Source organism: Colwellia sp. SU-HH01217, assembly GCF_057543495.1.
On the sequence record NZ_BAAJLX010000006.1, the window covers coordinates 78,058 to 91,768 of the forward strand.

A 13,711-nucleotide genomic window follows, 5' to 3' on the forward strand; every position below is an offset into this window, starting at 1 on the left:
ACCAATAAAATCTATAAGTTAGATAACATTAATTGTTGTAGAGAATGATATTGCAAGCACAGTTTTTAGAACGTTTTAACCAAATTCCATTTAAGCAGTGGCAACAGTTAAATTCCTCATTATGTCCATTTTTAAAATATGACTTCTTTAAAGCATTGGAACAGAGTGATTCGGCTTGTATTGAAAGTGGCTGGCAACCGCATCATTTAATGTTAAGCCATGAGAATGAAGTTAACGCGATTGTGCCTATGTATTTAAAAAGTCATTCATGGGGCGAATACGTATTTGACTGGGACTGGGCTAGAGCATTTGAGCAACACGGTATTGAGTATTACCCTAAGTTAGTTGCTACGTTGCCATTTACGCCTGTTACTAGCGATAAGTTGTTATCGAAAAACGTAACACATCAGGCTTTGTTTCAATTGCTCATCCAATACTGCCAGCAGCAAAATATCAATAGTTGGCATTTACTTTATTGCCCTGAAATTTCGTTAGAGGAAATAGTGTCAGAATTAGGCAGCGAACTTGCTAACGATATTTATCAACGTAATACAGTACAATTTCACTGGTTTAATCGTGATTATAAAAGCTTTGATGACTATTTAACGACTTTTACAGCGCGTAAACGGAAAAACACCTTAAAAGAGCGAGCTTCCATCGCAAAGCAAGGGCTTAATGTGCGTCGTGTTTTAGGGGCGAATATCAGTGCTAAAGAGCTCGAGTTTTTTTATTTAACTTATCAACTGACTTATTTAAAAAGAGGGCATCAACCTCATTTAAGCTTTGCTTTTTTTCAACAAGTTTTCACCACGATGGCAAACAATATTTTATTGGTGATCGCGAGTCAGCAAACAGAAGATGTCGCTTGTGCGTTATTCTTTTTTGACGAGGTCAATTTATATGGTCGTTATTGGGGAAGCGAGCAGTTCTTTAATCATCTGCATTTTGAACTTTGCTATTATCAAGGTATTGAATTTTGCATTGAGAACAATTTGCAATGCTTTAATCCTGGTACGCAAGGTGAACATAAAATTCAACGAGGCTTTGAGCCTGTACTAACGTATTCTTATCATTGGATAAAACACGCCGCATTTAGGCCATCGGTTAAAGACTTCTGTCTTCGAGAGCAACAACACATGAAAGCTTATCAGCATCAATGTAGGCAAGACTTACCATTTAAAACAATCGCTAAGTAACCTACAATATGGCATTAACTTTATTAGGTGGAACACTATGAGCATACATCTTAAATTAGATATCGTTTCAGACGTTTCTTGTCCTTGGTGCATTATTGGTTATCAATCATTGCAACAAGCGCTGGAAAATTTAACCCCTGAGATTACTGTTGATATTACTTGGCAACCCTTTGAGTTAAATCCTCAGATGCCACAAGAAGGTCAAGAAATTACTGAACACTTAACTGAAAAATATAATATAAGCATTGAGCAAAGTGAACAAAACAAAGCAGTGATCCAGCAACGAGGATTAGCCGTTGGTTATGAGTTTGGTAATCGCGGAGGCGGTCGAATTTATAACACTTTTGATGCGCATAGGTTGCTCCATTGGGCGAAAGAGCATAATAAACAAACTGAGTTAAAGCTCGCTTTGTTCGATTTATACTTTAAACAAAATGGTAATCCAAGCGATCATCAGCAATTACTTGATGTTGTTAAGCATGTTGGTTTAGAGCCAAAAAAAGCGCAGCAAATATTAGCCTCTAATGAATACGAACAAGATGTAAGAGAGCTACAGCGACATTATCAGTCTGCGGGTATTAGTTCTGTACCAGCAGTAATTATCAACAATAAGCATTTGATCAGCGGTGGGCAGCCTGTCGATGTTTTTGAGCAGGCTTTAAAAGAAATAGCTAAAGAAAATTAACTCTCAAATAGAGGTTAATTTGTATTCGTGTCGACTTAATCAGGAACGTTTTGTAGGACTTAAATTTAGCTTCTCATTAACCTATGTTTAAAGGTTAATGAGAAGCTTAAATAGATATTGCACTTACAATTTATACAACGCCTTGTTCTAACATCGCATCGGCAACTCTTCTGAACCCTGCTATGTTAGCTCCTAAAACTAAATTGGTCGGTTGATCAAATTCGGTGGCTGTTTGATGTGCTGTGTCGAATATGTTTTTCATGATCTCTTGAAGTTTTTTATCTACTTGCTCAAAAGTCCAACTTTGCATACTTGAATTTTGGGCCATCTCTAACTGACTTGTTGCTACACCACCCGCATTAGCTGCTTTACCTGGGCCATATGAAATTTTAGCCGCAACAAAGGTATTAATTGCCTCCTGAGTAGATGGCATATTAGCTCCTTCACTAACAAGCTTACAGCCATTACTAATCAATGCTTGAGCGTCAGTATGAGTGAGTTCATTTTGAGTAGCACAAGGAAAAGCCGCATCTGCTTTGAACCGCCAAACAGCATGCCCGTCGTTAGGGTATTCTTCTCTGTCGATAAACTTAGCATCATTGTAAGTTTCAAGGTAAGTGGCTAGGCTTTGTCTCGATTGTTCTTTTAACTGTTTAACGAGCGATAAATCAATACCTTCCTCATGATAAATAGTCCCTGATGAATCGCTACAAGTTATCGGTTTTGCACCTAATTGATACAATTTTTCCATTGCATAAATAGCGACATTTCCAGAGCCTGACACTAAACAACGCTTACCTTCTAAATTGTCGTTTATTACAGACAACATATTATTGGCAAAATACACTACGCCATAACCAGTCGCTTCTTTTCGTGCTAATGAACCGCCCCATAATAAGCTTTTACCTGTTAGTACTCCTTCGTATCTGCCCGTAAGACGTTTATATTGCCCAAACATATAACCTATTTCTCGAGCACCTACACCAATATCACCTGCTGGTACATCAGTAGTGGGACCGATATGTCTATACAATTCGTTCATAAATGATTGGCAAAAACGCATAATCTCACCATCTGATTTGCCTTTAGGATCAAAATTTGATCCGCCTTTACCGCCACCAATAGGTAAGCCAGTTAATGCATTTTTAAAGATTTGTTCAAAGCCTAAGAATTTTACAATACTAGCGTTAACACTGGGGTGAAACCTCAATCCCCCTTTGTATGGACCTAGCGCGGAGTTAAATTCAATGCGGTAGCCTTTATTAACCTTAATATTGCCTTCATCATCAACCCAGGGAACACGAAACATTAATTGTCTTTCAGGCTCTACGAGGCGCTGAATAATTGCTTGTTGTTGATAACGTTTATTACTATTTAAAATGGGAGCCAAAGAGTCTAAAACTTCTTCAACAGCTTGGTAAAATTCTGATTGGGCAGGGCTTGAGTTTTTTAATTCTGTAATGGTTTGATGAATATACGACATTGAATTTATCCTTTAGCAAAAACTTGCTAGTTAGTATGTATTCCCTATCTGTTTGAAGATAGAGGTAAAAGTATTAAGGTAAGTTAAAAATGAACACTTTATTGGCACCTATGTTGAGTTGAATGGTTGATTATCAAAAAAAAGTGATTTTAAGTAAATCTATTTAGCCTAAATAAGTGATTTACTTTGATCTAAATTATGCATTTATATTCTGTTTGTTTGAATAATAATTCTAATGGTGTTTTGAAGGGAGGACAAATTTAGCTAGTTGTTAAGAAATGTTATATTTTGAATAAAAAAAATCGAGTAATTAATCTGATGTATCAGTTAATTACTCGATTTTAATAACAATTGAATTGACCTTAGGTTCTTAGGTAAATTAATTGTTAAGCATAACCTATGGCAAGGTTATAACAACAGTTGTTCCTTTACCTGTCTGACTATCGATTTTAATATCGCCAGAAAGTTTCTTTTTAACTAACTCTTGCGTGGTACTCATACCCACACCAACATAGCCTCGACTGCTTTGTGTGGTAAAGAATGGTGTAAACACTTTATCTAAAGTCGCTTTGTTCATGCCTTTACCATCGTCAGAGTAAGTTATTATAGCTCCGCCTTTAGCGCCTTTTTCAATTTTTAAAGCTATTTTTCCGTTGCCGTCATTGTTGAAACCGTGCTTTAAAGAGTTGTTGATAACATTAATTAAAATGATAGCAATGTAACTAGGTACCGACTTAATCGTTAACGCTTGTTCGCCAGAATAGTTATAAACTATATCACTTTGATTAAATTCAAATTCATACAACATAACCATTTTTTGTACATAATCGATTAAGTTAAAGCTTTGAACATCTGTATCATCCTGATCTGCTGCAATTAAGTTAAAGTTTTCTAGTAATGTAACGATAGGTTTTAACGTATTTGCATGCTTAGTATCCCCGCTTGATTCAAATTGCGTTTGTAATTCATCTAGCGATACACCAACGGCATAAGTAATATCGGTTGCTAAATACCCTAGTGCTGCAAAGTTTTCAGATTTTATTAATTGTTCTTCTCTAGCAGGTAATAACGTATTGTTTTCATTACCAGCTTCAGAAGAAGGTGCTAGCGCAGCCTCTTTTGCTTTTTTCCACATGAGGAATGCGACAACTAAAGCCAGCAGAGAAATAATCACAAATACATAAAACAACATTTGAAAACTGGTTAAGCTGTCGTTTTCTTTGCTCACTTTCTGTAATTTTATGGCGGAATTATTCGCAATGTCTTTTTGCTTTTTAAGCTGCTCAGTTAACTCTGCTAATTTTTTTTCTTGAGCGCCATTAGTATCTTCATTAGATACTTGCCACTCTTCTTTATTCATTTTTAACTGTGCTTGCTGAGTCGCTAATTGTTTCTCTAAAGCTTGTAACTTTTGATCTTTAGATTTCAATTCTTGGCTTTTTTTAGAGTCTGCTTTTTCTATAAGAGATAAACGATCAGATTGTTTTTGTAGTGCGAGCGTATTTTTCTCTGCAGTCTGTTTGCTCGTGCTTAACTCTTTGTTCAGCTGGTTAATTGAACTTTTTTGCTGATTAATTTGTTGTTGATAAGTTTCTTTTTGTTTATTCAACTGACTTTGAAGCACTAATAATTCTTCGGCATGTTTCTGTTCAAGCAAAAAGGTTGGTCCAGGGGGTAATATTTCTTCTTCTACTGCTTCTTCTGCACCTGCATTTGCACTAGTTTTGTTAGCATCTGAAAAATATGATAAATCAGGAATATCTAAGTCTTCTTTTTCCATATTAACATCATTAACAGTAAAGGTTATTTTTGCATCTTGAGAGTTATAAGCAATATCAACCATTGATTTATAAGGTTCTTTACTGTCTTCTGTAATAAGTAAAACGTGAGAGCCACTTAATGTACGATTGGCTGATGATAAAAGGTTTCTTTTATTTGACGATAAATAAAGAATATTTACGTCTTTAGCTTCAGTAAATGTATTGACTAAAAGAACAGAGATGTCTTTACCTCTTACACCTTTATTGGCAAAGTAATTATTAAAGTAATTATATTTTTCAACATCTTCATAAACACCGATAATAAATTTGCGTTGTCTTGCCTCTGAAGGCCAATTAACATATTTCGCAAACTTACTAACTATTTTAGCTTGTTCATGTTCTAACGATGTGGTTTGTGCCACAGCTTGAGCGCTTACTACAAGACCTATGCTAACAATTAATAACATACAGCTTGATCTTAATCGTGCAAATACTGCTTCCATGAGATACCTTACAAAAAATTAATAATATTTTTACATTTTACGTTGAATTTATCTTAAATCAACAGCGTTTTTAATAAGTTAATTAGAATAGTTTTTCGGCTTATTCTAATTCAGCCTTATCCGTTATAATTTTCTCATTTAAAAGTAAGGTAAGGCAAGCCATTTACAATGATTTACCTTACAAAATAATGACGTTTAATATGTAAAATAAGCCTGTTTTAATAAGCTGTTAAAAGAGAAAATTAGCATGTTTATTATTACCGCAATATATCAAATAAAATAAAGGCCACGAATCAGGCATGTTAGAAAATCAAAACCAATACCAGAAAAGTTATGATCTAGAAGGTTATTTTGTCATCAGAAACTATTTTAACTGCTCTGAAATAACAGCACTTAAGCAAAGTATTTTAAAGTTTCACCAAGCTTGGAAAATTGATAATGAGAAATTTTATCAAGAAGAAGCGTTTAACTCTTCATTAATTACGGGGAGTCGTTACTTAGGTAAGGAGGATAGAGTAGCGCTTTTTAATTTTATTAGTTCACCTAAAATGATGGCTATAATTGATGCGTTAATTCCTAAAAATGCAGCCTTTATGAATACCCAATTGTTTTTTAATCCGGTTAATCCAAATCAAAAAGATTTTTGGCACCGTGATTGTCAATATGATCATGATGTTGAAGGGCAAAAAAAGGCGGTAAAAGAAACTCAAGTGCTTCATCTTCGTGTGCCTTTGTTTGACGAACTTGGGATGGAACTTATTCCCGGTACCCATAAACGTTGGGATAACGAGGAAGAGTTTAATGTTCGTCAAGAAGAACAAGGCCGAGTGAGTAGTGAAAATTTGCCTTTAGGTAAGGCTATTAAACTCGCTGCAGGTGATTTATTAGTGTTTTCTGCTGATATGATCCATCGTGGCTTGTATGGCTTAGACAGGTTAGCGCTCGATATTTTGGTGTTTGATACTGACGGAGGTTTCGCTGATTATATTGATGACGATTGTTTGCCGGATGAAATGACTCTTCAAAAAATCACTCACCCTAGATTATTTTCTAATACACTTGCTTTGAAGGTTAACTGATTACATTAAATGATAATATTCAGTTAACCCAGTTAATATATTGGTGATCGCGATAGATGAAATTATTAAGCCCATTACCCGGCTAATAACACTAGCGCCGCTAGTGCCAATAATTTTTGTAATATAGCTTGAAAGTAGCATTAAAATATAAGCTAAAACGAGCACGGATAACATTACTAAAGCTGTTTGCGTTTGTTCCCAAACACTGAATAAATCATTTTTGGTTAGTAATACTGCCGCTAGCATTGCTCCGGGACTGGCTATTGAAGGTACGGCCAATGGAAAAATAGCGGTTTCTTTATGTGATACTTCCAAAAGCTTTATTTCTTCATCTGGCTTACTGTCACCAAATATCATGCTAAGCGCAAATAGGAAAAGTACAATACCGCCTGAAATTTGAAATGCAGGTAATGGTATAGATAACGCATTAAGTAACAATTCTCCTGCGACGACAAAAAACAATAAAATACATGCAGACGTAAATGTGGCAAGTAGTGCAACTCGGTGCTTTGTTTTTTTATCATAGCTTTTAGTTACGGCAACAAACACAGGGATTGTGCCAATAGGATCTATAACCGCAAAAAAAGTGATAAAAACCGCTAATATATCTATCATTTATTATCCTAATAAAAATTACGAAAATATATTCACTAACGTTATTGAGCTAGCAATAAGAAAACTAATACGTTTAGCTTTATGTTGTATGGCTATTTGTATTGTAGAGGAGAAATATAGGGCACTCGATAACCCCTTGAACTTAAATAATATCAAAAAATTCGAATTATTGAAAAGTCTATTTTCGCAACAATAAAATTTACAATTAACGTAAATATTTAAACGAGAATGATTTACAATAGCGTTTTTGGTATTAACATAGTGAAATGCCTTCAATAAATAGTATGCCTTTACGGCGCTTAAACAGAAGATGATTAAATAAAAATGAATATTAAGAAGTATATTTTTTGGTTCCACCTAATTATTGGTTGTAGTGCCGCAATTTTTATTTTGCTAATGTCAATTACAGGTGTTGGCTTAACTTATGAAAGACAGATGATTCAGTCTGCGCAACGCACTGATTTCCCCGTTCCGCCTAGTGCCAATGCACAGAGAATTTCGCTCGATAGCGTTATTGACATTGCACAAGACTTTGACACTGAAAAACCACCAAGGGTAAGCTTTTCAAATGAATCTAATGCCCCGTTTGTGATCAAAGAAGGGAGAAAAACGTTAGCCTATTTAAACCCTTTTACCGGAGAAGTAATAGCAACACCAGGTCAAGAAACCACCGTTTTTTTAGGAAAGTTAAGAGCATTTCATCGTTGGTTAACTTTGGACGGAAAATTTAGTGAGCCTGGCCGTTGGATTAATGGTATTGCGAACGTGATTTTTTTCCTTTTAGCGATTACTGGTTTATATTTATGGTTACCAGTTAAATTCAAAAAAAGAGCCTTCAAGCAAAAACTTATCCTGACCAAAAACCACCAAAACAGTCAAGCGAGGGATTATCAATGGCATAATACTTTTGGCTTTTATATGGCTCCATTGTTAATCGTTATTACTTTTACTGCATTCTTCTTTTCATTTAAATGGCCGGGAAATACTTTGAAATCGTATGTTTCATCGTACTCCGAGAAGCTACCTGAAGCTAAAAAATTATCGCAGGAAGAGCGTGTAAATCAGCTCAGTATGCAAACATTATTCACTAAAATTATTAATGATTATCCCCAATGGCAAAGCTTAAGCTTTTCGTTGGCGAGCACACCGCAAAGCATTCAAACGTTTCAAGTAGATATGGGTAATGGCGGTCAGCCAACGAAACGTAAGACGGTGTTATTAAATACTCTTAACAGCAGTGTTGAAGCTGTTCAAAGTTTTGATGACAACTCGACTTATCGAAAAGTGCGAAGTTATATACGCTTTTTACACACAGGAGAAATGTTTGGTTTAGTTGGACAAACGTTAGCAGGGCTGGCATCACTGTTAGCTTGTTTATTAGTTTATACCGGTATTGCGATGTCATTTAGACGCTGGCAAAGAAGTAGGGCACTCAAATAACCTTGAAGTTATATCGCAATGTTTATGATCGTAAAGTGAGTGTGACTAGTACAATACCATGATCCGTACTTTCACCATCACGTTCAAAAGAGGGATTAATTAAATGTCGATCATAGGTATGGTAATCGCTTAGTTGGTACAAACTGTCGTGATAACTCGCATCAAATTCACACGACAATAGTAGGTAGTCTAGCACCGACCCCACACCGCCATAATAATGTGTTGGTGTGCGCAAAGTGCTAGGTGCTTTTGTTGGGTGTAATAAATCGGGACTCTCGTTTGATAATACTTTTTGAAATAAATCCCAAGCATCATTTAAACAATATTTTGCAAGGTAAGTTTCAGGGTCTAACGGTGAAACAAAGCGTAAGTCATTAGTGAGTAAATGGCTTAATACACCATCGGTTATAGTGTTGTTAAAGTCGCCCATCAAAATCATCGGAGTATTTGTTGTTTCACGTCTTGCTATTATTTCAACCATTAATAATGCGGCTTCACTTCCGCGTTGAATGCTTGACCCCCAACGTCCTGCTATCTCAGCTTTTAAGTTTTCAATTACTGTTTTTTCAGCGGAGTCATAATTCGGTAGTTCGTCAACCTCAATTATTGACCGTTTAGATTTAAAGTGCACAACATAACAATCACAATGACCAAGGTGGGGGATGTCAACAGTTGCCCGCAACACTTTCCGACTAAACGAAAAACCTTGAGTTAACCCTATAGTTTGTACTAATTCGGCGTTTGGTTTTATTGCAGCTACCTCAATAATTGGAAAGCGAGAGGCAATGGCAACTACAGGGCGTTTATAAATAAAGTCATCAATAATTTGTGGCTGGTCAACAACCGCAAAAAAACGATAACCTTGTAAATGCATTAGTTTTTCTAACGAGTTGACGCTAAAGACCTCTTGAAAGCCGATGATGTCGGGCTGATGCTCGTGTAAGTATTCACAAATCCAACGCTGTTTTTTTTGCCATTGCTGAGCGCTATAAATGCGTTCAAATTCATAAAAAGCGTTAGGGGGTTCAAGGTAATTAAATAGATTGAAGGTGGCTATTTTTAGCTGACTATTTTCTATCGTTACTGTATTTGTCATAGAGGAATGTGGCAAGTTGGCTTCTTTAGCTCTTTTATTGGTGATAACGATTACTTAAGTATATTAAAGATAGTTAATTATATCTTGTGGGGATTTACATTATTAATTTTTAGTTGGTTAGCTTATGGTTGGCTTATTGTTGAATAATTAGCTAACTTTTATTATTTCGCACGGCATTAGCAAGAATATGGCCTCCATTTTCCACCATAAATTTTTGAAATGCTGTTGCCAGTAAAGTCGGTTGTCTTGAAGCATTTTGCACCAAACGCCATTTACTTCGAATTGGGAAGTGCTCAACATTGAGTATTTTAATGCCAGGCATTATACCAAAATCTAAACTGTGTTTGCTGATCACAGAGATGCCTAACCCTGCAGCGACGGCTTGTTTAATAGCCTCGCTACTTGCGATAGTCATTTTTTCATTTAAAACAAATCCCTGTTGTTTAAATAAATCGACAGTATATTCTCTCGTTCCTGAACCAGCTTCTCGTAATATAAAAGGATAATGGCTTAAACGAGCTAAATTAACATGAGGGAACCTTGCTAACTCATGATTTTCTGGCACAACCACCACTAACTCATTGTCTAAAAATGGGGTTTCAATCACTTGTACATCAGATGGAATTTTACTGAACAAATAGAAATCATCACTATTGTTGAGTAAACGACTTTGAATTCTATCTCGGTTGCCTATTTCTAATTTTACCTCAACTTCAGGATGCTGTTTAGCAAAAGCTGCGAGTAATAATGGCAGAAAATATTGCGCAGTTGTGACCACAGAGATTAGTAAGGTTCCGGTGACAACCCCTTGTAAATTATCAATATCAGTTTTTAAGTTTTCAAGGGTTTGAAATATGGTATTGGCACTTCTTATTACAGCTTTGCCTGCATCAGTTAATGCTAATTGCTTACCCTGCATTTGATAAACAGGCAAACCGATAAGTTCACTTAAATTTTTTAATTGAATAGACACGGATGGTTGAGATATATGCAACTTTTCGGCAACCACAGACAAGTTTTGATAGCGAGCCAAAGCTTGCACTAATTGTAATTGCCGCATTGTTGGTTGTCTGTTTGATTGAAAATTAAGTGGCATGTATAGAATTTTGTTTATGATAGTAATTAATTTTATATATTAGACTCTATTGCTAACTAATTCTAGGATAATGTCACTTGCTTTAAAGAGACTAAGATTATGTTAGAGACAATTTCACAGAATATACGATCACTTGGCTCAGTGCTTGGCAAAACTATTGCTAATGATAAAGGTCAGCGCTGGTTAGATAATGTTGAACGTGTACGCTTGCTGGCAAAAGATGGCGTTGCACAAGATGATTATGCGATTGATGAGTTACAAACGTTATTTGCATCTTGCGATGAGCAAGAGTTGTTAATTTATGGCCGAGCATTTAGTCAATTTTTAAATCTTGCGAATATTGCCGAGCAGCAGCACACAACAAGTGAACAAGGTTTAGCAGAGTTAGACTTGCCGCATCCTTTAGAATCGCTAAAAGAGCAACTCGATAGCTCTGCTCCGGAAGCTTTTTTAACAGCTATTAAAAAACTTCATATTGAACTTGTGCTAACTGCGCATCCTACAGAAGTTAACCGTCGAACTTTTATTCATAAATATCATGCAATTGCCGAAGAGTTGGAACAAGCAGGGCCAGAACTTAACGGCAGAATTGAAGAGATAATTGAACAAGCCTGGCACACTAAAGAAATACGTTCACAGCGTCCAACTCCGCTTGATGAATCTCGCTGGGGGCTCAATGCCATTCGCGATAGTTTATGGTATGCCGTACCTACCTTTGTTAGAGAGCTTGACGAACTCTGTCAGAACGTGACCGGCAAAGAGCTTCCATTAGATGCAACACCAATTACCATGGCAAGTTGGATGGCAGGGGATCGTGATGGCAATCCATTTGTTACAGCAAAGCTAAGCAAACAAGCCATTATCAATGCACGCTTACTTGCTGCAGAACTTTATTTAGTTGATTTTCAAAACCTATATTTAGAGCTTTCAATGCACAAAGCGAGCGATGAATTAACGAATGCAGATATTGACAATATTGGTCCATACCGCAATTTAATAAAGCAAACTATTCATAAATTGGAACATAGCATTGCCTTATTAAAGAAAAATCAAATTAATGGAGTCATTTCAAGACCAGAAGAGTTATTAGCACCGTTAACGACTTGTCGTGAAAGTTTATTGGCTGTCGGATTAGAGCGTGCGGCTAACTCTTTATTGTTAGATGTTATTCGCAAAGTACATTGTTTTGGTATTTCATTGGTTAAACTCGATGTTCGCCAACACAGTGAATTTCATGATCAAGCGATTTCAGAAATAACACAAAATTTAGGTTTAGGTGATTACTTATCGTGGAACGAACAGCAACGTTGTTCCTTTTTACAGCAAGAAATTGACAATCCAAGACCTTTATTACCTAAAGCTAAATGGAGTGAACAAACACAAGAAGTTATTGACACCTTTAAATTTATTGCTGAACAACCTAAAGAAGTTTTAGGCATTTACATTATTTCAATGGCAAGCCAACAAAGCGATGTGTTAGCGGTGAACCTTTTGATGAAGGCGACTGATTTAAGTTGGGATATGCCAATTGCCCCCTTGTTTGAAACGTTGGATGATTTAAACAATGCTGCGGGTGTTATAGACGTATTACTGAGTAACAAAAGTTACACCAAGCGAACTCATGGCGCGCAACACGTCATGATAGGTTATAGCGATTCAGCGAAAGATGCTGGTGTTTTAGCTGCTGCATGGGCTCAGTATCAAGCACAAGAAGCGTTAGTAGCAGCTGCAAAAGGGCATAACATTACGCTTAAATTATTTCATGGTCGTGGCGGTACAATTGGCCGTGGGGGCGGACCGGCGCATGCTGCGATAGCTTCGCAACCACCAGGAACTTTAGAGGGGGGATTAAGGGTAACAGAACAAGGAGAAACCATTCGCTTTAAATTTGGTTTACCTAATTTAGCGGTGCGCAGCCTACATTTATACGCAAGTGCTATATTAGCGAGTTTAGTTAAACCACAGCCTGCACCGAAAGATTCGTGGCGTAATGCCATGGAAGAAATGGCAAAACAAAGTTGCGCGATTTATCGAAATTATGTTTGTGATCAAGATGATTTTGTCACTTATTTTCGACAAGCGACACCTGAGCAAGAGTTATCATCATTGCCTTTAGGATCTCGTCCAAGCAAACGGAAGTCTGACGGCGGTATTGAATCGTTACGTGCTATTCCATGGATCTTCGCTTGGAGCCAAAATAGATTAGTTGTGCCAAGTTGGCTAGGGTTTGGACAAGCAATTGCTGATGGTTGTACCAATCATCAAGCAGCTATTAAAGATATGCTTGATAATTGGCCGTATTTTAGAGCGCGTATTTCATTAACTGAAATGGTCTATTCCAAATCGGATACAGATATCTCTCGGCTATACGATAAAAGTTTAGTGTCAAAAGCGTTATTACCAATGGGGGAGGCGTTAAGAGAGCAGTTAGCAGCAGATAAGAAAATGGTGCTTAAACTACTAGGTCAAACAGAAACATTAGAAAGTGATCAATGGAATTTAGCGTCATTTAATTTACGTCGACCGTATTTATTACCACTCCACTTATTACAAATTGAGGCATTAAAGCGTTTACGACAACAGCCTGAACATCCAATTTGTGAACAACTGCTGATGGTCAGTATGACAGGTATTGCTACAGGAATGCGAAATACTGGCTAGATATCCTTACTATTAACGAGTTAAATATCAGTAGCCTATGTAAGTTAATGATATTTAACTCGAGTATATTTAGTTGCTGGGTATAAAGTTGCTGGGT

At 36.5% G+C, this 13,711-nt stretch carries 10 protein-coding genes; 5 read left to right on the forward strand and 5 right to left on the reverse strand.

The window, feature by feature from the left end; genetic code table 11:
• Positions 1-44 precede the first annotated feature (44 nt).
• Both AC27G3_RS09560 and AC27G3_RS09565 read left to right on the forward strand, forming a co-directional pair.
• Positions 45-1,196 (forward strand): GNAT family N-acetyltransferase, encoded by a 1,152-nt coding sequence (locus AC27G3_RS09560; RefSeq protein WP_487121005.1) that lies wholly within the window; start codon positions 45-47, stop codon positions 1,194-1,196.
• A gap of 37 nt (positions 1,197-1,233) precedes the next feature.
• Positions 1,234-1,881: a DsbA family oxidoreductase gene (locus tag AC27G3_RS09565; RefSeq protein ID WP_487121007.1), complete on the forward strand. Its 648-nt coding sequence runs from the start codon at positions 1,234-1,236 to the stop codon at positions 1,879-1,881.
• Positions 1,882-2,011: 130 nt separating this feature from the next.
• Here AC27G3_RS09565 and gdhA read toward each other — a convergent pair whose 3' ends face one another.
• Both gdhA and AC27G3_RS09575 read right to left on the reverse strand, forming a co-directional pair.
• Positions 2,012-3,364, reverse strand: coding sequence for an NADP-specific glutamate dehydrogenase (gene gdhA / locus AC27G3_RS09570; RefSeq protein ID WP_487121008.1), 1,353 nt, complete (start codon positions 3,362-3,364; stop codon positions 2,012-2,014).
• Between the two features lie 397 nt (positions 3,365-3,761).
• Positions 3,762-5,627, reverse strand: a complete 1,866-nt coding sequence (locus tag AC27G3_RS09575; RefSeq protein WP_487121009.1) for a YfiR/HmsC family protein — start codon at positions 5,625-5,627, stop codon at positions 3,762-3,764.
• A 299-nt stretch (positions 5,628-5,926) separates the two neighbouring features.
• Here AC27G3_RS09575 and AC27G3_RS09580 point away from each other — a divergent pair, with 299 nt between their 5' ends.
• Positions 5,927-6,706 (forward strand): phytanoyl-CoA dioxygenase family protein, encoded by a 780-nt coding sequence (locus tag AC27G3_RS09580; RefSeq protein WP_487121011.1) that lies wholly within the window; start codon positions 5,927-5,929, stop codon positions 6,704-6,706.
• Here the strand turns inward: AC27G3_RS09580 and AC27G3_RS09585 are convergent, their stop codons facing one another.
• Entirely contained in the window at positions 6,707-7,321 is a 615-nt protein-coding gene (locus AC27G3_RS09585) for a MarC family protein (protein WP_487121013.1), read from the reverse strand.
• Between the two features lie 324 nt (positions 7,322-7,645).
• Here AC27G3_RS09585 and AC27G3_RS09590 point away from each other — a divergent pair, with 324 nt between their 5' ends.
• The gene (locus tag AC27G3_RS09590) at positions 7,646-8,761 is read left to right on the forward strand and encodes a PepSY-associated TM helix domain-containing protein (protein WP_487121015.1); all 1,116 of its coding nucleotides are present in this window, start codon (positions 7,646-7,648) and stop codon (positions 8,759-8,761) included.
• A gap of 22 nt (positions 8,762-8,783) precedes the next feature.
• Here the strand turns inward: AC27G3_RS09590 and AC27G3_RS09595 are convergent, their stop codons facing one another.
• Positions 8,784-9,857, reverse strand: a complete 1,074-nt coding sequence (locus tag AC27G3_RS09595; protein ID WP_487121277.1) for an endonuclease/exonuclease/phosphatase family protein — start codon at positions 9,855-9,857, stop codon at positions 8,784-8,786.
• Positions 9,858-10,008: 151 nt separating this feature from the next.
• A complete protein-coding gene (locus AC27G3_RS09600) occupies positions 10,009-10,917 on the reverse strand; it encodes a LysR substrate-binding domain-containing protein (RefSeq protein WP_487121016.1) in 909 nt (302 codons plus the stop codon).
• Positions 10,918-11,052: 135 nt separating this feature from the next.
• On the opposite strand from AC27G3_RS09600, the gene ppc reads away from it, so the two are divergent.
• Positions 11,053-13,614, forward strand: a complete 2,562-nt coding sequence (ppc, locus tag AC27G3_RS09605) for a phosphoenolpyruvate carboxylase (RefSeq protein ID WP_487121018.1) — start codon at positions 11,053-11,055, stop codon at positions 13,612-13,614.
• The last annotated feature ends 97 nt before the right edge of the window (positions 13,615-13,711 follow it).